The 19,934-nt window shown below is 41.0% G+C and carries 20 protein-coding genes; 8 read left to right on the top strand and 12 right to left on the bottom strand.

The window, feature by feature from the left end:
* Nucleotides 1-50: 50 nt before the first annotated feature.
* The 10 genes from argH to sppA form a co-directional block, all read right to left on the bottom strand.
* Entirely contained in the window at nt 51-1,424 is a 1,374-nt protein-coding gene (gene argH, locus BA81_RS00740) for an argininosuccinate lyase (RefSeq protein ID WP_034279618.1), read from the bottom strand.
* The gene (locus BA81_RS00735) at nt 1,421-2,632 is read right to left on the bottom strand and encodes an argininosuccinate synthase (RefSeq protein WP_024424806.1); all 1,212 of its coding nucleotides are present in this window, start codon (nt 2,630-2,632) and stop codon (nt 1,421-1,423) included. Before BA81_RS00735 ends, argH begins: the two co-directional genes overlap by 4 nt.
* Before the next feature lie 172 nt (nt 2,633-2,804).
* Nucleotides 2,805-3,320: a MogA/MoaB family molybdenum cofactor biosynthesis protein gene (locus tag BA81_RS00730; protein WP_024426150.1), complete on the bottom strand. Its 516-nt coding sequence runs from the start codon at nt 3,318-3,320 to the stop codon at nt 2,805-2,807.
* A gap of 105 nt (nt 3,321-3,425) precedes the next feature.
* The gene (locus BA81_RS00725; protein ID WP_024424808.1) at nt 3,426-4,610 is read right to left on the bottom strand and encodes an acetate kinase; all 1,185 of its coding nucleotides are present in this window, start codon (nt 4,608-4,610) and stop codon (nt 3,426-3,428) included.
* Nucleotides 4,611-4,839: 229 nt separating this feature from the next.
* A complete protein-coding gene (locus BA81_RS00720; RefSeq protein WP_034279615.1) occupies nt 4,840-5,814 on the bottom strand; it encodes a class I SAM-dependent methyltransferase in 975 nt (324 codons plus the stop codon).
* Between the two features lie 88 nt (nt 5,815-5,902).
* Entirely contained in the window at nt 5,903-6,403 is a 501-nt protein-coding gene (tpx, locus tag BA81_RS00715; protein WP_024424810.1) for a thiol peroxidase, read from the bottom strand.
* A 112-nt stretch (nt 6,404-6,515) separates the two neighbouring features.
* Entirely contained in the window at nt 6,516-6,968 is a 453-nt protein-coding gene (ytfJ, locus tag BA81_RS00710) for a GerW family sporulation protein (protein WP_007501733.1), read from the bottom strand.
* Nucleotides 6,969-6,982: 14 nt separating this feature from the next.
* Complete coding sequence (locus BA81_RS00705) at nt 6,983-7,690, bottom strand: DUF2953 domain-containing protein (RefSeq protein WP_034279610.1); 708 nt, start codon at nt 7,688-7,690, stop codon at nt 6,983-6,985.
* Nucleotides 7,691-7,787: 97 nt separating this feature from the next.
* Entirely contained in the window at nt 7,788-8,312 is a 525-nt protein-coding gene (locus BA81_RS00700) for an RDD family protein (protein ID WP_024424812.1), read from the bottom strand.
* Between the two features lie 14 nt (nt 8,313-8,326).
* A complete protein-coding gene (gene sppA / locus BA81_RS00695) occupies nt 8,327-9,328 on the bottom strand; it encodes a signal peptide peptidase SppA (protein ID WP_034279607.1) in 1,002 nt (333 codons plus the stop codon).
* Nucleotides 9,329-9,773: 445 nt separating this feature from the next.
* On the opposite strand from sppA, the gene BA81_RS00690 reads away from it, so the two are divergent.
* From BA81_RS00690 to BA81_RS00655, 8 genes are all read left to right on the top strand, one after another.
* Entirely contained in the window at nt 9,774-10,577 is an 804-nt protein-coding gene (locus BA81_RS00690; RefSeq protein WP_034279604.1) for an NAD kinase, read from the top strand.
* A 114-nt stretch (nt 10,578-10,691) separates the two neighbouring features.
* The gene (locus BA81_RS00685; protein ID WP_034279601.1) at nt 10,692-12,134 is read left to right on the top strand and encodes a DEAD/DEAH box helicase; all 1,443 of its coding nucleotides are present in this window, start codon (nt 10,692-10,694) and stop codon (nt 12,132-12,134) included.
* Nucleotides 12,135-12,322: 188 nt separating this feature from the next.
* The gene (gene desA, locus BA81_RS00680) at nt 12,323-13,378 is read left to right on the top strand and encodes a Delta(5) desaturase DesA (RefSeq protein WP_034279598.1); all 1,056 of its coding nucleotides are present in this window, start codon (nt 12,323-12,325) and stop codon (nt 13,376-13,378) included.
* A 116-nt stretch (nt 13,379-13,494) separates the two neighbouring features.
* Nucleotides 13,495-14,631: a sensor histidine kinase gene (locus BA81_RS00675; RefSeq protein WP_034279595.1), complete on the top strand. Its 1,137-nt coding sequence runs from the start codon at nt 13,495-13,497 to the stop codon at nt 14,629-14,631.
* On the top strand, nt 14,628-15,227 hold the full coding sequence (locus BA81_RS00670) for a response regulator transcription factor (protein WP_034279592.1): 600 nt from the start codon (nt 14,628-14,630) through the stop codon (nt 15,225-15,227). The genes BA81_RS00675 and BA81_RS00670 overlap by 4 nt, the downstream gene beginning before the upstream one ends.
* 198 nt (nt 15,228-15,425) lie before the next feature.
* A complete protein-coding gene (locus BA81_RS00665; RefSeq protein WP_034279589.1) occupies nt 15,426-16,346 on the top strand; it encodes an iron-hydroxamate ABC transporter substrate-binding protein in 921 nt (306 codons plus the stop codon).
* A 109-nt stretch (nt 16,347-16,455) separates the two neighbouring features.
* Nucleotides 16,456-17,145, top strand: coding sequence for a response regulator transcription factor (locus BA81_RS00660; protein ID WP_034279586.1), 690 nt, complete (start codon nt 16,456-16,458; stop codon nt 17,143-17,145).
* Complete coding sequence (locus tag BA81_RS00655; protein ID WP_034279583.1) at nt 17,145-18,149, top strand: sensor histidine kinase; 1,005 nt, start codon at nt 17,145-17,147, stop codon at nt 18,147-18,149. Before BA81_RS00660 ends, BA81_RS00655 begins: the two co-directional genes overlap by 1 nt.
* 57 nt (nt 18,150-18,206) lie before the next feature.
* Here BA81_RS00655 and BA81_RS00650 read toward each other — a convergent pair whose 3' ends face one another.
* On the bottom strand, nt 18,207-19,460 hold the full coding sequence (locus BA81_RS00650; RefSeq protein WP_034279581.1) for an FtsW/RodA/SpoVE family cell cycle protein: 1,254 nt from the start codon (nt 19,458-19,460) through the stop codon (nt 18,207-18,209).
* Entirely contained in the window at nt 19,451-19,795 is a 345-nt protein-coding gene (locus BA81_RS00645) for a PadR family transcriptional regulator (protein WP_034279578.1), read from the bottom strand. The genes BA81_RS00650 and BA81_RS00645 overlap by 10 nt, the downstream gene beginning before the upstream one ends.
* Between the last annotated feature and the right edge of the window lie 139 nt (nt 19,796-19,934).

Raw genomic sequence — 19,934 nt, 5'->3', positions numbered from 1 at the left:
CTTTTTCCATGACAAAAAAACCATCCGTATAAATGAATGGTTTTGATAAGTTATGCCAGGCAGGTTTTTGCTTTTTCTAAAGCGAGCTGAATTTGTTTGAATCCAGTTCCGCCTGCACTTGTTCTTTTTTCAACAGCAACATATGGATCAAGAACTGTGTAAATGTCTTGTTCAAAAAGCTCACTTGCTTCTGTAAATGTTTCAAAAGGAAGATCACTTAGATAGATGCCTTTTTGAATACATGTATACACAAGCTTGCCAACGATTTCGTGTGCTTCACGGAATGGCATGCCTTTTTTCGCAAGGTAGTCTGCCACTTCTGTCGCGTTTGAGAAATCTTCTTTTGTTGCCTTTTTCATGACATCTTCGTTCACTGTCATCGTTTGAATCATGCCTGTAAAAATTTGCAGGCTGCCAGCGATGGTTTTCACTGTATCAAACATGCCTTCTTTATCTTCTTGCAGGTCTTTGTTATACGTAAGCGGCAAGCCTTTCATAATCGTGAGAAGCCCCATCAGGTTGCCATACACGCGGCCTGTTTTCCCGCGGATTAATTCAGCCATATCCGGGTTTTTCTTCTGCGGCATCATGCTGCTGCCTGTTGCATACGTGTCATCGAGTTCAATGAATTTAAATTCTTGCGAGCACCATAAAATGATTTCCTCACAAAAACGTGAGAGGTGCATCATCACAAGACTGCTATTAGATAAAAACTCTAAAATGAAGTCCCGGTCACTCACACCATCGAGGCTGTTTTCGTAAATGTGGTCAAAGCCAAGCTGCTCTGCTGTATATTCACGATCAATCGGGAATGTCGTTCCTGCTAACGCTCCGCATCCAAGTGGAGACACGTTAATTCGCTTCAATGAATCTTGAAAGCGCGCTTTGTCACGCTCAAGCATCCAAAAATAGGCGAGCATATGATGGGCAAACGAAATAGGCTGTGCACGCTGCAGGTGCGTATATCCTGGAAAAATTGTTTCAACGTGCTGTTCTGCCTTTTCTACAAGCACCGTTTGAAAAGAAGAGATCAGCTCAATAATATGCTCGACTTGGTTATTCAAATATAAGTGCATATCGGTTGCAACCTGATCATTCCGGCTTCTCGCTGTGTGCAATTTGCCGCCAAGCGGACCAATCTCATCAATGAGCATTTTTTCAAGGTTTAAATGAATGTCTTCATAATCTACTGAGAATTCCAGTTCATCCGCCTCTGCCTTTTTCATGAGTGTATTTAGTCCGTCTTTGATGGCAGCGGCCTCCTCATCGCCGAGGATACCGCATTTATTCAGCATACTTGCATGAGCAAGGGAGCCGGTCAAATCTTCTTTGACTAATTGTTTGTCGAAATGAATGGACGCGCCAAACTCATCGACCCATTTTTCTGGTGTTTTTTGAAATCGGCCTCCCCAAAGCTTTTTCATGCTTTAACCTGCTCCTTTTTATTCACGATGCTGTTTACTTTTGTCGGTAAGCCCCAAAGGTTAATAAATCCTACAGCTGCATCATGATCGAATTCGTCTGCTTTTGTATAAGTTGCTAGATTTTCATCATAAAGTGAATATGGTGATTTACGTCCTTCTACAATGGCATGACCTTTAAATAGTTTCACACGTACAACACCCGTTACGTTCTGCTGTGTTTCTTGTAAGAATGCATCTAGTGCTTCTTTAAGCGGTGAGAACCATAAGCCGTTGTATATTAATTCAGCCATTTTTTGTTCAACGATTGGTTTAAAGTGTGCCACTTCCTTGACAAGCGTTAAGTCTTCAAGCTCTTTATGTGCTTTAAGAAGTGTGACAGCACCTGGGCACTCGTACACTTCACGGGATTTGATGCCGACAAGACGGTTTTCAACGTGATCGATTCTGCCTACACCATGCTGACCAGCGACTTCATTTAAATGAAGGATGAGATCAGATAATGAATATTGGATACCATCAATCGCAGTCGGTTTTCCTTTTTCAAACGTGATCTCAATGATTTCAGGTGTGTCAGGCGTTTTTTCAAGTGGATTTGTCAGATCGTATGCACCCTCTGGCGGCGCAGCCCAAGGATCTTCTAAAATGCCACATTCGTTACTTCTGCCCCAAAGGTTTTGGTCGATTGAATATGGGCTGTCTAAGTTAATCGGGATTGGAATACCGTGTTTTTGTGCATAATCGATTTCTTCATCACGAGACCATTTCCATTCACGCACTGGTGCAAGAACTTCTAGGTCTGGATTCAATGCTTTAATGGATACTTCGAAACGAACTTGGTCGTTCCCTTTTCCAGTACATCCATGAGCAACTGCTACTGCATTTTCTTTTTCTGCCACTTCCACTAATTTTTTTGCAATAAGCGGGCGGGATAGGGCAGATACTAGTGGATATTTTCCTTCATACATTGTGTGTGCTTGTAATGCAGTGAGCGCAAACTCTTCAGCAAATTCTTCTTTTGCGTCAATCATGTATGATTGAACAGCTCCGACTTGAAGTGCTTTTTGTTGAACGAATGCTAAATCTTTTCCTTCACCTACGTCCAAGCAGCAAGCAACGACTTCGTATCCTTGCTCTTGTAACCATTTAACTGCAACAGAGGTATCAAGACCTCCGGAATATGCTAATACGACTTTTTTATTTTGTGACATGATTGAAAAGCTCCTCTCGCTTGTTTTGATTCTGTGAATGTTTTTGCATAAAAATAAGTTTTAATTTATAAACATGCATTTAGTATGTATACACTGTAACAAGGAAAAATTGTTTTTTCAACCCCTTTATGAAAAAAACTCTGCCAAATTTTCTTGGCAGAGTCATTTTGGGCTATTTTTGATCCTTTTCAAGCTCTCGTAAGACATGAGGAAGCTCTGGAATCACGAGTTTGGTCATGGCTAAACGAACGGCTCCGGTAGATCCCGGCGTGGCAAAGACAGCCTTTTGATTGACGACCCCTGCCGTTGCCCTGGATAAAATAGCAGCTGAACCTATGTCTTCTGTATAACTGAGCATGCGGAAGATTTCGCCAAAGCCAGGCAGTTCCTTGGAAAAAAGAGGGGTGATCGCTTCAATGGTCACATCCCTTGCAGCAATTCCTGTGCCGCCATTTAACAAGACGGCATCTATTTTCGGTTCGCTTGTTCCCTCCAGCACAGCGTCTTGAATCGATCCTATATCATCTTTTACAATATCGTATGCAAGAACAAGATGTCCCTGTTCTTTGAGCAAATCAATCATCAGACGGCCGCTTTTATCTGTATCTTTCGTTCTTGTATCACTGACCGTAATGACTTTCACATAAAGCCTTTCTTTCGCCTCACGTTTATGTTCTGTCACGCTCATCTTTCGCACCGCTCCCTTTTGCTTCGTATTGGACAACATTATAGCATGCTGCTTTTAACAGAAAAAAGCTCTTTTCCTTATTGGAAAAGAGCTTCTCAAACTTGATTACGCTAAACGCATAACGTCTCTTGCAATCATTACTTCTTCGTTTGTTGGGATGACGATTACTTTTACAGGTGAGTGCGGGTAGCTGATGAATGCTTCTTCGCCTCTCATGTTGTTTAGGGATGGATCCCAGTAAACGCCCATGAATTCTAGACCACGAAGTACACGTGCTCTAACTTCTGAACTGTTTTCACCGATTCCAGCTGTGAAGATGATCGCATCTACGCCATTCATTCTAGCTGCATAAGAACCGATGTATTTATGAATACGGCTCGCAAAAATATCAAGAGCAACTTCTGCACGGTCGTTTCCTTCTTCTGTTGCTTCTTCGATATCACGAAGGTCACTTGACAGACCAGACACACCTAAAAGACCACTCTTCTTATTCAAAGTAGAAAGCACTTCTTCAGCAGTATGTCCTGTTTTTTCCATAATAAATGGAATAAGGGCAGGGTCAATGTTACCAGAACGTGTACCCATTGCAACACCAGCAAGTGGTGTAAAGCCCATAGATGTATCGATTGATTTTCCGCCTTCAACTGCTGCGATACTCGCACCATTTCCAAGGTGGCAAGAAATCAGACGAAGCTCTTCTAGTGGACGGCCTAATAGCTCTGCTGCACGCTCTGTAACGAACTTGTGGCTTGTCCCGTGGAATCCGTATTTACGAATACCAAAGTTTTTGTAGTAGTCGTACGGAAGGCTGTATAGGTAAGACTGCTCTGGCATAGTTTGGTGGAATGCTGTATCGAACACAGCAACCGCTGGTACGTCAGGCAGAATTTGTTTGAATGCTTTGATTCCTACAACGTTTGCAGGGTTGTGAAGTGGTGCAAGCTCTGAAAGCTGATCAATGTCATTGATCACTTCATCAGTTAAAAGAACAGAATCGCTGAATTTCTCTCCGCCGTGAACAACGCGGTGTCCTACGCCATCAATTTCATTAAAGTCTTTGATGATGTGAAATTCAGTTAGTTTTTCAAGCAGCATTTTGACCGCTACTGCGTGATCTGGAATATCTGTCACTTCTGTTTTCTTTTCTCCATCTACAGAGATCGTGAAGATACTGTTGTCCATTCCGATTCTTTCAACAAGCCCTTTTGTTAAAACGGTTTCTTCTGGCATGTCGAACAATTGGAATTTAAGAGATGAGCTTCCTGCGTTAATTGCAATAATTTTGGACATTACTGTCGCTCCTTTTACTCAGTTGTTATATAAGGTTTCACGTTTTTTCCGGTGCTATATTCAACCTGTTTGACGGGTCTTTTATAGTTTAACGATAAGTCCGAAAAATATCTGACTTTTTCATTTAAACATTGAAAACTTTGCATTTCAAGTGCACCTTCAAACTGTTATCGCTTACATCAATAAGTCGTTATTTTCTGAATAGTAAAATAGCCAGAAATCACTCTGGCTATTCTTTCGTTTCTTTTTCTTCTATAAACCACTGGTCTAGTTTTCTCATCACACCGACCATTGCTTCCTTCTGTGAGAAAGATGGAAGATTGGCAAACAGCATTCGTTTTGGTGCTTCCAGCCCTTCTTTTTTCTTTTGCATCACAAATAAGCTTTTGGCGTGTTTTTTATCCTTAAACATGGACACTGGCAGCTGAATTAACGCATTCATATACGCATGATCTTTGATGAAATCCTTTAATTGTACGCTCTCTTTTCCTTCAAACAAATCATTTGGAATGATGAAGAATAGGAAGCCGCCTTCTTTTGTGTAGCGAAGGCTTTGTTCAATGAATAAATAATGGGCAAAAGCATGTCCTTCTTTTGCCTTTAATTCAAAGTCTGCTGCACGCTCATCATTTGGATAATAGCCGACTGGGAGACTGCATACAGTGACATCTGCCGGTGAGATCAGAAGCGGCTCAAGACTGTCCTGGTGGAAAAGCTCAACTTCTTTCTCCTCTAAATTCGCCTGCGCCCAAGCAATTTTAATGAGCACATCATCAATTTCAGACGCAAAGCCGCGTTTTGTTTCTGCAGTGAGATTATTTAAAACAGCAAGAAGTAAGTTTCCTGTTCCCGCTGCTGGATCAAAGACTACAAGCTCTTTTTGACCATCTAAAAATTTGTTCACCAAATAGCTGACAAACAGTCCAATCGTATCTGGTGTCATCTGGCGATTTGGATGAGAAATATCCTTTTGACCTTTCAATACGGCGAGCTGAAACGCTTTACGAATCTGCTCATGATCATAAGAAGCAAAATCTGCTTTCTCTATTAAATCCTTTAATAAACCGTTTCGATCATTTGCTTGGAAAAAGGCTTCTCCTGCTTCTGCCAATGCTTCAATATAAGAAATACTCTGTTCCTTTTTTAATCGAATAGAAGCTGTATCGAGCAGTTCAAAAATCGTACTTACTTGATCTTTCTGCAATGCTTTTCTCTCCTCGCTTTGTTAAAAGCTATATGTTCTCATTGAAAAGAGCCCCAGGATGAAGCCGGAGCTCTTGTCGATGCTGCTTTTATAACAGTGATTTTGCAGCTTCAATGGCTTTTTCATAATTTGGGTGATTCGTTGCTTCACTTACGTATTCAGTGTAAACCACTTTTCCGTTAGGGTCTAATACGAAGACTGCGCGCGCCAATAAACGCAATTCTTTCATATACACTCCGAATGCTTCACCAAATGACATATCTCTGTGATCAGATAATGTTTCGACATTTTCAATTCCGTTTGCTCCGCACCAGCGTGCTTGTGCAAATGGAAGGTCTGCACTAATCGTATAAATATTGACAGGACCTAAACCCGCTGCCTCTTCATTGAAACGTCTTGTTTGTGCGTCACACACACCTGTATCAATAGAAGGAATCACTGAGATGATCGTCACTTTTCCTGCTAAATCAGAAAGTGAAACTTCTCCAAGTGAGTTCGTTAATACCGTAAAATCAGGAGCCTGCTCGCCTACTTTTACTTCATTTCCTACAAGCGTGACAGGACTTCCTTTAAATGTGATCGATGCCAAAACAATTCCTCCCTTTTCAAATGTATGGTTCTATCATAGTAGAGAAAGCAAAAAACTGCAAAGCCTAATCGTCCATTTTGCAAAAAAAGTTAACTGCAGCGCAGCTAACTTTTTAAAGGTCTATGTCATCTAGTTTTCGTTCTTTGTGACGGTGCTCCCGCTCATCCTTCTTAAACATGTGCTGAAGACGTTCAATTGCTTGAGGAGCAGAATCCAATATTTTATCGAGCAGATGGGTGTGTTCATCCAAATGAAGCATTCGAACTCCGTTTGTTCCTACAATTAAGAAGGCGATTGGTGTAATCGACACCCCGCCGCCGCTTCCGCCGCCAAATGGGAGTCTCGGCTCTTTTCGTTCCTGTTCATCAGAACGCTTTTCTTTCTTTTGGTTCCCGTTAAATTCACTGCCGCCGGCTGCAAATCCAAAACCAACCTTTGACACAGTGAGAATGACACTGCCGTCAGGGGTTTCGACTGGATCGCCGATGATTGTATTCACATCTATCATTTCTTTTAAGTTTTCCATCGCTGTCTTCATGAGACCTTGGATTGGATGATCTGCCATTTTCGGGTTCCTCCTTAAACAGATGATTCATTCTTCGTTGCTTGAAGAGAGGCACTTTTTCTCGCCTTTCTTCCTTTTAACCAATGGACAAGTAAACGAATGGCTGCAAGCATAGCATGTCCAATACGGAAATAAGCTATACATGCAAACTGAGTCTGTGACACATTGTGCTGAAAGGCCGGAATGACTTCATATATCGGTTTATGCTTAAAGGTGAGATGCTCCTGCATAAAGGCAAGCAGTGCTCCTTTAACTGACCACACACCGCCGGCTGCTACACCTGTTAAAGCGGCGTCTTGAAAGCCGATCCATGTCGACCAGTGAAACGAGTCAATCTTTACGTGGATGAAGAACTTGCGCATGATCCGGTTTAAATCGACAATCTCTTTTGTGATGCGCTCCATTTGATGAAGGATCTGCTTCATATCACGTTTTCCTACTTTTTTATGCATCGATTCTTTTTCGTGATCAGGCGTTTTGGCGCTCTTCATTTTCTTTTCACGAATATCAATCGTTTGGTCTTCTGGATTGACCCTCACCATCGGAATCTCTTTTTTGAGTCTGACCAATCCATATAAGGTGATGACCTTCAGTGCAATGTGGTCATTGTCGTTTGTATGCGAATAGTCCAGCGAAATGGTTACTTTCATGAAAATCAACAAGATCACAAGAAACAAAAACGCTGCGATCCAAACGTAAAGCACTGTGCTCACTTCCTCCATAACAAATGATGCTTCCCCTACGATTATGGCTCTCATTCTGGATTTTATACCCAATCAACAAAAAAGAGTTTGACCGTTACGGCCAAACTCCCTCTGATTATACGTTTGATTCTGTTTTTTCATATAAATGTTCATGGACGACCACCGTATCGGCAAAGTAATCATGAACCCCTTGCTTTTTCGGTGAGAACCCAACGATAGCATAGAGAATAAAGATCGTATTAATGTAGCGTCCCACAATCTCTCTAAAGAAAATAACATCCCATGCCAGCTTCTTCTCAGGCTGAAGTGAGACCACTTTAATCCCAAACACCATCTTGCCAAGTGTTTGTTGAAAGATTTTCGTCATGATGGCGAAATAAAGGAGGAATACAATCGTCGTTGTGACGGAAAATGGAGAAAACCATCCTCCTCCTTTGGACCAGCCAAACAGACTAAAGATTGGAGAAACCGTCAAATGGTTTACACCCCAGACGACGAGCCAATCAAGAATAAATGCCCAAAATCTAATCCAAAAACCTGCAAACGCCTGTGCTTCAATTGAAGCGCGCTTCACAAAGGCCGGCTTCGATTCTTCCTCTTGGCTGCGGCTTTCGCTTACTTCATCGAATGTAGAATCCATCTATGATCCCTCCTTTATTTTGAATAGAGATACATCGGTTTAGACCCATTTGAGCCAGCCAGTGTTTCTTTTAAATTCAGAAAATCAATTTCGCTTTTAAAGAGCTTGCTTGCACTCATGTTGAAAAGAGAGTTCCAGCCAAAGCTTTGAGAATAGCTGACCACTGTTGCTCCTTTTAAGCCTTTTTCATTTTTCTTCATCACTTTTAATGCATCTTCATAATACCCAAGCTCATCGACTAATCCGTTCGATTTTGCCTGTGTCCCGTCATATACCCGGCCGTCAGCGATTTTCTTGACTTCCTGTTTTGACATGCCGCGTCCTTCAGAGATCACTTTGACAAATCCTTCATAAGAGTTGTCGACCATGCTTTGCATGATGTTGCGCTCATCTTTTGTCATATCACGGTTTGGAGACATGATATCTTTGAATTTCCCGCTCTTAATCGTTTCATATTTAATACCCAGATTATCTGCGAGCTTTGAATAATTCAAGCTTTGCATGATGACACCTAACGATCCTGTTAATGTTTCAGGTGAAGCAAAGATTTTCTTCGCTGGAGTTGACACGTAGTAGCCGCCTGAAGCTGCCATGGATCCCATAGATACGTAAATCGGCTTCTTCGCTTTTTTCACTTCTTCTAATTTTTTATGTATTTCAGCACTTTCATAGACACCGCCGCCAGGAGAGTTTACGCGCAGAAGTACACCTTTTACAGAAGCATCCTCTTTCGCTTTATCTAGTTCTTTGAGGAATGCACGATGATCATAACCTTCTCCGCCTAATAGGCTCGATGCGCCGCCATTATCTTGAATGGTTCCATTAATCTCAAGAACAGCAATCTTGCCTGCACCGCTGCCATTCTCTAGTACCTTCTCTTCTATTTCATCCCCGAATTGATAGCTCATTTTATTGTCATTGAAGCTATCGAACAAGGCCATCGTGACACTAATTACAATTGAAAATCCGAAAACACCAAGTGCAATAATTAGTGCTACCCATCTTTTCGCATTCATCTTTTTCTCCTCCTTTTTATCTCACTTCATTCATACGAATGCCCACACGAAATGTTTCACAGGAATTGTGGTTTTTTTACATTTCATGTAGGCATATGATAGCACCTCTATTAAATAACGATCAACTTTACATCGTCTACTTAGACATGCGCATGACGAAAAATTGGCTTTTTTATCCTCTCCCTGCACCTAATAGGCTAGATCTTCACCGCAACGAAACACCTAAACCATTCTTTCATGAGAAAACGGCTATTCAATTATGCTCAGGATTCAGCCATTTCAAATCACTCACATCGACTCATTTCTCATAAAGCAATCCGATCTTCAGATGGTTCTTTCTAAAATTTTTACTTTCATATGAAAAAAGTGTAAAATGTGAGCAAGGGTTTTCATGTAAGCCCTTTATCATTGAAATTTATTTTTGACAGCAAAGGGGAGAACGTCAATGACAGACAATCGTCGCAATGTATTTTTCTTTTACAAAAAAGATCATGAATTGGATGGACACATTTCTTCTCTCGAGAAGCTCGCTACTGATCAAGGCTTTCACGTCGTCAAGCGTGCAGAGGATGCCCACATTATTGCTTCAATTGGCGGGGATGGCACATTTCTTCAAGCAGTACGTAAAACAAAATTCCGGGATGACTGCTTGTATGTAGGGGTATCAAAATCAGAGAATACGCACCTATACTGCGATTTCTCGTTAGAGCATTTTGATAAAATGATTGATGCCATGAATACTGAACAGCTTGAAGTGAGAAAATATCCGATCATCGATGTAAGCGTTGACAGCACAAACCAGTTCCATTGCTTAAATGAACTGTCAATCCGCTCCAGCATTATTAAAACATTTGTGATCGATGTGTATATAGATGATTTCCACTTTGAAACTTTTAGAGGCGACGGCATGATTATTTCCACTCCGACTGGCTCAACGGCCTACAATAAATCCGTGAGCGGCGCCGTGGTTGATCCGATGCTTCCTTGTATGCAGGTCACAGAACTTGCATCGCTGAATAACAACTCTTACCGTACATTAGGCGCTCCTTTCATCTTGAGCAGTGACCGCAAGCTGACGCTGAAGGTAGTGCAGGATGGAAACGATCATCCAATTATCGGGCTTGATAACGAAGCACTCGGCACAAAACACGTCAAACAAATTGACATTGGCCTTTCAGGAAAAGTCATTAAAACGGTGAAATTAAAAGACAACTCTTACTGGGAAAAAGTAAAACGAAGATTCCTTTGAGAATTTGTCCGCACGCTGAAAGCTCCTTTACGGGGCTTTTTTCTATGTTTTTTCATTCACGGTCATGGTTATGGTATGATGTCACAAGTATGAATGTACGAAAAGGAGAACACGATGACATTACAACATTTTGATCAATATCCATTAAGTGATGAATTGAAACAAGCGTTAGAAGCGCTTCACTTCCATACACCAACACCTGTTCAGCACGAGACATTATCAATTGCTTTTTCAAAGCAGGATTTAATCGTCAAATCTCAGACTGGGAGCGGCAAGACTGCAGCCTATGGTCTGCCGATTTGTGAAATGGTTGATTGGGCTGAAAATAAACCTCAAGCCCTCATCCTCGTTCCAACACGAGAGCTCGCCATGCAGGTCAAACAAGACCTCACAAGCCTCGGGCGATTCAAACGAATCAAAGCCGCAGCCATTTATGGAAAAGCCCCTTTTCAAGCGCAGAAAGTAGAGCTTTCACAGAAAAACCATATTGTGTGCGGGACACCAGGCCGCATTTTGGATCACCTTGAGAAAGGCACCCTTTCTTTAGAAAATCTCAAATTTTTCGTGTTAGATGAAGCGGATGAAATGCTGAACATGGGATTTATCGATCAAGTCTCTTCTATTATTCAGTATCTGCCGCCAAAGCGCATGTCGATGCTGTTATCAGCGACAATGTCTGATGACATGAAGAAATTGAGCGAACAGTTTTTACAATCACCCAAAGTCATTGAGATCGCACGTGAAGAAACGTCTGTACAGCAAATCACTCACACCGTGATTGAAACAGAAGAAGAATCGAAATTCTCCCTTCTTCAGCGTACGATCGTCATTGAAAATCCAGATAGCTGCATTATTTTCTGTAATACACAAGACCGGGTGAATGAACTCACGCTGAAGCTGGACGAATGGGATGTGCCCTGTGACAAAATTCATGGCGGCATGAGACAGGAAGACCGTTTTGATGTGATGGATGAATTTAAAAAAGGTGAATTCCGTTATCTGATCGCAACAGATATAGCAGCCAGGGGAATTGATGTCAGTGATATGACGCATGTCATTCATTATGATCTTCCTTATGAAAAAGAGCGCTATATTCACCGGACTGGCAGAACAGGCAGAGCGGGGAAAAGCGGGAAAACGATTGCCTTTATGACAAAGAATGCAAAGCCGCTTATTGATGAATTAAAGCAGGATGCCGGCATAGATTTTCAAACTCAGCCTTATCCGACAAAGGAAGAAGCAGAAAAGCATGTAGAAAGCTTTGAAGAAAAGATTGAAACGCCTATTCAAAAGGAAAATAAACAGGCAGGCGTTGAGAAGGATATTATGAAGCTTTATTTTAACGGCGGAAAGAAAAAGAAACTGCGGGCTGTTGATTTCGTTGGGACCATTGCCAAAATAGAAGGCGTTGCATTCGATGACATTGGGATTATTACGATTCAAGACACAAAAACATATGTCGATATTTTAAACGGCAAAGGCCCTCTTGTGCTGAATGCTATGCGCCACACAACCATTAAAAGCAAGCAGTTAAAAGTACATGAAGCTCGTTCATAAAAAGTAAAGGCCCAGCGCCTTTACTTTTTTTATTGATGAGAAATAAACTCAAAACCGTGATCCCATCAGCCTTTTTGAGGTCAAACATGACAAATGTCATATTGAATACATGATGGGTGCTACTATGAGTATGACACCTTTCCTTCTATACTTTGAAGAAGAAAGAAACGGAAAGGACTTGAACGTTCATGACGACTTCAACAAACACACAGCAGCAAGCCTCTTTAAGAAAACAAGTTGGCCAATTCTCTGGTGCTGATTCAAAAAAAAGTATCATTCAACTCTTTAATACATTCATTCCATTTTTGGGGCTTTGGTTTCTTGCCTATTATAGCCTGAACATCTCCTACCTTTTAACCCTCTTTTTTGCGGTTATTGCAGCTGGTTTTTTAGTACGTGTCTTTATTATTTTTCACGACTGCTGCCATCAATCCTTTTTCAAACAGAAGCCGCTGAATCACCTGTTCGGTTTTTTAACGGGCGTACTCACCCTTTTCCCTTATCTTCAATGGCAAAGAGATCATTCAATTCACCATGCCACAAGTAGTAATTTAGACAAACGAGGTACTGGCGACATTTGGCTCCTGACAGTCAAAGAATATCAAGAAGCATCAGCATGGACAAAATTTCGCTACAGATTTTACCGTAACCCTTTTGTGATGTTTATTTTAGGTCCGATCTTTGTCTTTCTCTTAAAAAACCGTTTCAACGTCAAAAATGCTCGTAAAAAAGAGCGCTGGAACACGTATTTCACAAACGTGAGCATCATTGCGCTAGCAGCTGCAACGTGTCTTCTTTTTGGCTGGCAGGAGTTCCTGCTTGTCCAAGGTCCAATCTTCCTGATCTCAGGATCAATCGGTGTATGGCTGTTTTATGTTCAGCATACGTTTGAGGATTCTTACTTTGAAGCAGATGAACATTGGAATTATGTGCAGGCAGCGGTAGAAGGCAGTTCTTTTTACAAATTGCCAAAGCTTCTTCAGTGGTTAACAGGCAATATCGGTTATCACCATGTCCATCATTTAAGTCCGAGGGTACCGAATTATCACTTGGAGCATGCACATGATCATAGTGAGCCGCTTCAAAATGTTCCAACCATCACTTTAAAAACAAGTATTGAATCAATGAAATTTAGACTTTGGGATGAAGAAACGAAAGCATTCGTTACCTTTAAAGAAGCACGGCAATCTAAGAAGATGCCCGCACCTGTCATTAAAGGAGACATTCTAAAGAAAAATGCATAATTGGTGCAAGCTCTTTCTTACACTAGAAGGAGCTTGTTGTCATTTACAGGATGCAACCATAAGTTGAATTTGATAAAGTAAGGAAAAAGAACGAAAACGGAAAAGGTGGCACACGGATGAAAAAACAGTTTAAAATTCAAAAATTGCATGGGATTTCTCCCTATATATGGGCCATTTTTTTCATCCTGCCCTTCTATTTTATCTTTAAAACACCTTCGACTTTAGGTATTGTGATCGGCATTATTTTGAACGTCGTCTTTTTCGCTGTGTATCGTTTTGCCTTTGTCGCAAAAGGCTGGTCTTTATATGTCTTCGGTCTTTTATTGATCGGTATTTCAACTGGTTATGTGATGCTCTACAGCTATATTTATTTCGCTTTTTGCATCGCCTATTTCAATGGGCATATTAAAAGAAAAGTACCTTTTTATATCTTATACTATATTCATCTAGGGAGCGCTGCTATAGCGGTGAACTTTAGTTTGATCTTAAAAAAGGGCTGGTTTCTCACACAAATTCCTTTTGTCGTGATCACCCTGATTAGTGCCATTCTTCTTCCTCTCAGCATTCGGAGCAGGAAGGAACGTGAACGGCTTGAGGAGAAATTAGAATATGCCAATGAACGGATTGCTGATCTTGTGAAGCTTGAAGAAAGGCAGCGCATTGCACGCGACCTGCATGACACCCTTGGACAAAAGCTTTCTTTGATCGGGTTAAAAAGTGATCTTGCCCGTAAACTCGTGTATAAAGACCCTGAACAGGCCCGTGCCGAACTCAAAAGCGTCCAGCAGACCGCCAGAACGTCTCTCAATGAAGTACGGAAGATTGTTTCCTCCATGAAGGGGATCCGAATCAAAGAGGAAATGTCGAACATTGAGCAAATTCTCGATGCAGCCGGCATTGAATTGATCTATGATGAAAAGGAAGCACCGAAACACATCTCACTTCTGAACGAAAACATTGTGAGCATGTGCATCAAAGAGGCGGTGACAAATGTCGTCAAACATAGTGACGCGACTGTTTGTAAAATCACCATTCACCAAAAATCAAAGGAAGCCATCATCACCGTTGAGGACGACGGAACATTTAAAGGCGACTATCCGCCCTCTCAAACGAAGGGTCACGGCCTTTTAGGAATAAGAGAAAGATTGGAATTTGCAAATGGCCGCCTGCGTATTGAAACAAAAGACGGGACAAAGCTCATTATGAGCATTCCAAATGATTCAGCAGCAAAAGAAAAGGAGGGGATGAAATGATCAACATCTTTATCGCAGAAGATCAGCAAATGCTGCTTGGTGCACTCGGTTCACTTCTCGATTTAGAAGACGATATGACGGTTGTTGGGAAAGGTACGAACGGCCAAGATGCCATCGATTTTGCCAAAACACACCCTGTTGATATTTTCTTAATGGATATTGAAATGCCGGGAAAAACCGGGCTTGATGCAGCGGAAGAGCTTAAAGGATCAGATGTGAAAATCATCATTTTAACGACCTTTGCCCGCTCCGGTTATTTCCAAAGGGCGCTAAAAGCTGGCGTCAGCGGCTACATGCTGAAAGACAGCCCAAGCGAGGAGCTGGCAAGTGCCATTCGCAGTGTGATGAAAGGGAAAAAGGTGTACGCACCTGAATTGATGGAAGACTTATATAGTGACGAAAACCCTTTAACGGAGCGAGAGAAATCGGTTCTTGAACTCGTCGCAGATGGTAAAAACACAAAAGAAATTGCAAAAGAACTGAGCATTAAAAGCGGCACTGTCCGGAACTACATTTCCATTATTTTAGATAAGCTGGAAGTGAAAAACCGCATCGAAGCCATTACACGATCAAAAGAAAAAGGCTGGTTTAAATAAAAAAAAGATCAGGACACATGCTGCCTTGATCTTTTTTTTATCGAAAATCCCCTCTTTATTTTTTTATCATCAGCTATCAAAATGTCATTGACAACAGCCCACAGTTCTATGATATGATATCCAAGTGATAATAATTATCATTATCACTAATACAACCAATATCCGGCTTATGTGCCGATTTCAAAGGAGTCTACATTCATGAAGAAAATATTGTTCCCTCTGATGCTCATCTTTGTACTTGCATTGAGCGCATGTGGCAATAGCAGCAGCTCTTCCTCAAATAAAGGAAATCAATCCACATCATCAGACAAAATTACATATCAATCTGAAAATGGGCCTGTGAAGCTGCCAGCGCATCCAAAACGTGTTGTTGTGCTCGGTTCTTACACAGGGAATGTCATGTCACTTGGTGTGAACCTTGTCGGCGTTGACTCTTGGTCCAAAAAGAATCCGCGTTTCCAAAAGAAATTAAAAAATGTGGAAGAAGTATCTGATGCAAATGTAGAGAAAATCATGAAGCTAAAGCCTGATGTCATCATTGGCTTAAGCAATACTAAAAATGTAGAAAAGCTCAAAAAAATCGCACCAACCGTTTTATTTACGTATAACAAAGTTGATTACCTTCAGCAGCACATTGAAATTGGAAAAGTTTTAAACAAAGAAAAAGAAGCAAAAGCTTGGGTAAAAGATTTCAAAAAACGCGCAGCTGAAGCTGGAAAAGAAATCAAAGCAAAAATCGGCGAAGATGCAACCGTTTCTGTCTTTGAAAGTGGCACAAAAGATCTTTACGTCTTTGGAGATGCATGGGGCCGCGGAACAGAAATTCTCTATCAAGCCATGAAACTGAAAATGCCTGAGAAAGTGAAAGAAAAAGCATTAAAAGCCGGCTACTACGCAGTTTCACAGGAGGTCATCCCTGAATTTGCAGGAGACTATATGATCATTAGTAAAAACAGCGAAATGGACAATTCCTATCAAAACAGTGAAATTTACAAGTCCATCCCAGCTGTCAAAAAACATCGTGTGTATGAAGCCAATGCAGAGGAATTCTATTTTAATGACCCACTCACACTTGAATTCCAACTATCATTCTTTAAAAAGCACTTTTTAGGTAAATAAGCTGAAGCAAGGGACCTCTTCCCTTGCTTTTTTCTTGTCTGCTTCTAGCGGCAGGGCCTTTTTTCCGCTACAATGACAACAAGCGAATACAAAAAGTGTGGTGCTGATTTTGTTTAAGATTCTACTGATTGAAGATGATACAACCCTCTTCCAAGAAATCAAAGAACGTCTAGTCAACTGGTCCTATGATGTCTATGGGATTCAAGATTTTCATCAGGTGCTGCAGGAATTTACGGATGTCCAGCCTGATCTCGTCATTATTGATATACAGCTGCCAAAATACGATGGCTTTCACTGGTGCCGGATGATTCGGCATCATTCAAATGTTCCGATCATCTTCCTCTCCTCAAGAGACCACCCTGCTGATATGGTCATGTCGATGCAGCTCGGAGCCGATGATTTCGTGCAAAAGCCCTTCCACTTTGACGTACTCATTGCCAAAATAAGTGCTGTTCTTCGCCGCGTGCATGATTATAGTGCAGAACCGGCCAGCCTAAAGGTATGGTGCGGCGCTGCGATTGACCTAGAAAAAAACACCGTAACAAATGATCACGGTGAAGTTGAATTAACGAAAAATGAGTTATTTATTCTCAAGGAATTGATTCAGCATAAAAATCATATCGTCAGCCGTGAATCACTCATTCAAGCATTGTGGGAGGATGAACGGTTTGTCAGTGACAATACACTGACTGTAAACGTCAACCGCCTCAGAAAAAAACTAGACGAGATCTCCCTTGGCGCCTTCATTGAGACAAAAGTGGGTCAAGGCTATCTTGCAAAGGAAAAGGATGATCAATGATGCTGCAAGCATTTTTAAAAGAACGAAGAAGCTGGATTCTTTTCTTTCTTAGTTTGCAGCTCCTCATTCTGTTTGTTGCTTATTTGGATACGACCATTCCAATCGCTTCTCTTTTTTATATTGTGCTATTGTCTACATTTCTCATGATTGTCTTTCTCTTTTTTCGATATCGAAAAGAAACGGCTTATTATGAGAGGCTCAAAGAATGGGATGATGACATTGAACATCAAATGCGGCTAACCCCCTCTTCCCCATTTGAGCAGCTCATCCATGATGCGACGTCAGAGCAAATTGCACGCTACCGGCGGATGGCAGCAGAGCAGAAAATCGCTCTTGAAGAAGAAAAAGATGAATTGCTCTCTTGGATACATGAGGTCAAAACACCGCTTACAGCGATACGCTTAATGATTGACCGCTTAACAGATCAGCAGCTGAAATCAAATATGACGTATGAGTGGCTCAGAATCCATTTATTACTTGATGCCCAGCTGCACCAAAGCAGAGTACGTCATATCGAAAATGATTTATTCATTGAAAAGCTGGACCTGCAAAGCATCATAGCGAAAGAAATCAAGGCTCTCCAATCATGGTGTATGCAAAAAGGAATCGGCTTTGAGCTGACGCTGGAGGAACGTACCGTATTAAGTGATATAAAATGGTTATCCTTTATGATCAGACAGGTACTCACAAATGCAGTCAAATACAGCCATTCTTCCGATATTGTCATTGAAAGCAAGCAAATAAATGACCAAGTCATGCTGACGATTACAGATCAAGGCAGAGGAATTGATCCAAGAGACATCTCTCGTATTTTTGAAAAAGGCTTTACCTCAACAAGACATCACAATGACACCGCCTCAACGGGAATGGGGCTCTATTTAACGAAAAAAGGAGCAGACGCTCTTCATATCACGATCGAGGTCAACTCCACGATAGATGAAGGTACAACCTTCACCTTCATCTTTCCGAAAAAGAATGATTTTGTTCATATTGCGAGCATGTAGCAATCGCAATCTCTTCGCGGCTGTCAAAACTTGCGCGAAGAGATTGCGGTGGTTTACTTAGGAAATACTCCCCGCTTCTTGGCGAAAAACATCTCCCATCTGTCTCCGTCTATAAATACTTAAGATCAGCCCAACAGCCATCATTTCTAGAAGAATATGTGAACCTCCATAACTCATGAAAGGCATAGACACTCCAGATAAAGGCAGAAAGCCAAAGTTTGTGAAAATGCTTAAGAGACATTTTGCTGCAAACACAGCGGCTAAACCTGTCATGACCATTTTGCCATAAGCCATTTTCACTCGTTTTGCTGTATGAAATACTCTGTGAATAAAGATGACAAACAACATGAGCGCAATGAGCCCTGCGAACCAGCCAAATGAATAAATGATATATGTAAACATCCAATCCGTGTGAACTTCTGACATGGCATAAGAGGTGATCTGAAGCCCGTTTGAGCTGAATTCATGAATTCTATAAAAGGAAAGGTGCCCATCTGCTTGAAAAAGAGAAAATAATTCAACCATCAGATATAAAATGCCTGCTGCTGTCAGCATAATGATTTGCCATAAACTTGCGCTAGACACATACATCACGGTTAAGCACATGACCAGACAAATAACGGTCGCAGGAAGAAAACCAATCGTACTGATTAAAATAATCGGTAAAGCCATAATCCCTACTCCAAGCCAAGCTTTGAGCCCATTCTCCCAACTCCAATTGTGAAAGATACCTGCTAAAGAAATAGCTAGAAGAAAAGGCATAATCTCAGTCAAATTTATTGATACATCACTTATTCTTAAAAAAAGTATACCGTTCACTCTTGCCCCGAACATCATCGAAAAAATCAGCATTCCGAGTGTCCCAATGTATAAATGCCAAGAGTATTTCAATAAGCGCCGATAATCGAATGAAAACAAACCAAACATAAGCACTAGACCCACTAAATAAAAGGCAAGGCTTTTATAAAAAATGTTCATGTTTTGAAGATTTGTAAAATCTGAATGAAACTGCAAAAAGTACATCACAAACAGCCCGCAAAAACAAGTGGCTAACACTAGAAGAATCATTTTAAAATCCATTTGGGTTTTATGAGTTTCATGAAGCTGCATTCCAAGAATTTCCGCATCACCAATTTGGTTCAACGCTTGATCTACCGCCTCTTCTTCAGACACCCCAGCATTCATTGCTTCCTCTTTTAGTGTGTATAAATGATCCATCAGTTCAAGCTTTACACTCGAATGAACATCTTTATTTTTAATTCGTTTACATACACTTTTGACATACTTCTCAAACTTTTTATCTAATCCCATGCGATTTTCTCTCCATTCAAAACGCCATCAACTGCATGTTTAAATACTTTCCATTCTTCTTTCTTTTCCTGCATCAATGCTTTCCCCTGTTCATTGATTTTGTAATACTTTCTTTTCCGGTTGCCACTCCCTTCGCCCCAGTAAGAGATAATGAATTCTTTCGCCTCCAAATTGTGCAAAATAGGATAGATTGTCCCTTCTTTAAAACTGAAAATCTCTTCCGACTTCGTCTCCAATTCTTTAATCATTTCATATCCATACATTGGTCTTTCATTTAATAAGCTTAATATAAGGGTAGATGTACTTCCCTTTAGAAGCTCTTTACTCACTTTCATTCTTAGTTACCTCCAATACATAGATTTACTATGCATATATTCAATATGCATATCATACATGAATAAAATGACCATGTAAAGCTTCCAAACAACATCATGACATGAAAAATCAGAGAAGATTGATACATAAGAGTAAAAA

Origin of the sequence: Bacillus safensis FO-36b (assembly GCF_000691165.1) — a bacterium.
Taxonomy (GTDB): Bacteria; Bacillota; Bacilli; order Bacillales; family Bacillaceae; genus Bacillus; species Bacillus safensis.
The sequence above is the reverse complement of the archived record's forward strand: the minus strand, read 5'-3'. Positions and strand labels throughout refer to the sequence as shown.

Excerpts from the sequence above, each read along its gene's own strand:
- BA81_RS00685 (WP_034279601.1), top strand. The coding sequence starts at position 10,692 with ATGACATTACAACATTTTGATCAATATCCATTAAGTGATGAATTGAAA.
- desA (WP_034279598.1), top strand. The coding sequence starts at position 12,323 with ATGACGACTTCAACAAACACACAGCAGCAAGCCTCTTTAAGAAAACAA.
- BA81_RS00645 (WP_034279578.1), bottom strand. The coding sequence starts at position 19,795 with ATGAAAGTGAGTAAAGAGCTTCTAAAGGGAAGTACATCTACCCTTATA.
- ytfJ (WP_007501733.1), bottom strand. The coding sequence starts at position 6,968 with ATGGCAGATCATCCAATCCAAGGTCTCATGAAGACAGCGATGGAAAAC.
- BA81_RS00655 (WP_034279583.1), top strand. The coding sequence starts at position 17,145 with ATGCTGCAAGCATTTTTAAAAGAACGAAGAAGCTGGATTCTTTTCTTT.
- BA81_RS00730 (WP_024426150.1), bottom strand. The coding sequence starts at position 3,320 with ATGAGCGTGACAGAACATAAACGTGAGGCGAAAGAAAGGCTTTATGTG.
- BA81_RS00650 (WP_034279581.1), bottom strand. The coding sequence starts at position 19,460 with ATGGGATTAGATAAAAAGTTTGAGAAGTATGTCAAAAGTGTATGTAAA.
- sppA (WP_034279607.1), bottom strand. The coding sequence starts at position 9,328 with ATGAATGCGAAAAGATGGGTAGCACTAATTATTGCACTTGGTGTTTTC.
- argH (WP_034279618.1), bottom strand. The coding sequence starts at position 1,424 with ATGAAAAAGCTTTGGGGAGGCCGATTTCAAAAAACACCAGAAAAATGG.
- BA81_RS00665 (WP_034279589.1), top strand. The coding sequence starts at position 15,426 with ATGAAGAAAATATTGTTCCCTCTGATGCTCATCTTTGTACTTGCATTG.
- BA81_RS00725 (WP_024424808.1), bottom strand. The coding sequence starts at position 4,610 with ATGTCCAAAATTATTGCAATTAACGCAGGAAGCTCATCTCTTAAATTC.
- BA81_RS00675 (WP_034279595.1), top strand. The coding sequence starts at position 13,495 with ATGAAAAAACAGTTTAAAATTCAAAAATTGCATGGGATTTCTCCCTAT.
- BA81_RS00735 (WP_024424806.1), bottom strand. The coding sequence starts at position 2,632 with ATGTCACAAAATAAAAAAGTCGTATTAGCATATTCCGGAGGTCTTGAT.
- BA81_RS00670 (WP_034279592.1), top strand. The coding sequence starts at position 14,628 with ATGATCAACATCTTTATCGCAGAAGATCAGCAAATGCTGCTTGGTGCA.
- BA81_RS00690 (WP_034279604.1), top strand. The coding sequence starts at position 9,774 with ATGACAGACAATCGTCGCAATGTATTTTTCTTTTACAAAAAAGATCAT.
- BA81_RS00700 (WP_024424812.1), bottom strand. The coding sequence starts at position 8,312 with ATGGATTCTACATTCGATGAAGTAAGCGAAAGCCGCAGCCAAGAGGAA.
- BA81_RS00705 (WP_034279610.1), bottom strand. The coding sequence starts at position 7,690 with ATGGAGGAAGTGAGCACAGTGCTTTACGTTTGGATCGCAGCGTTTTTG.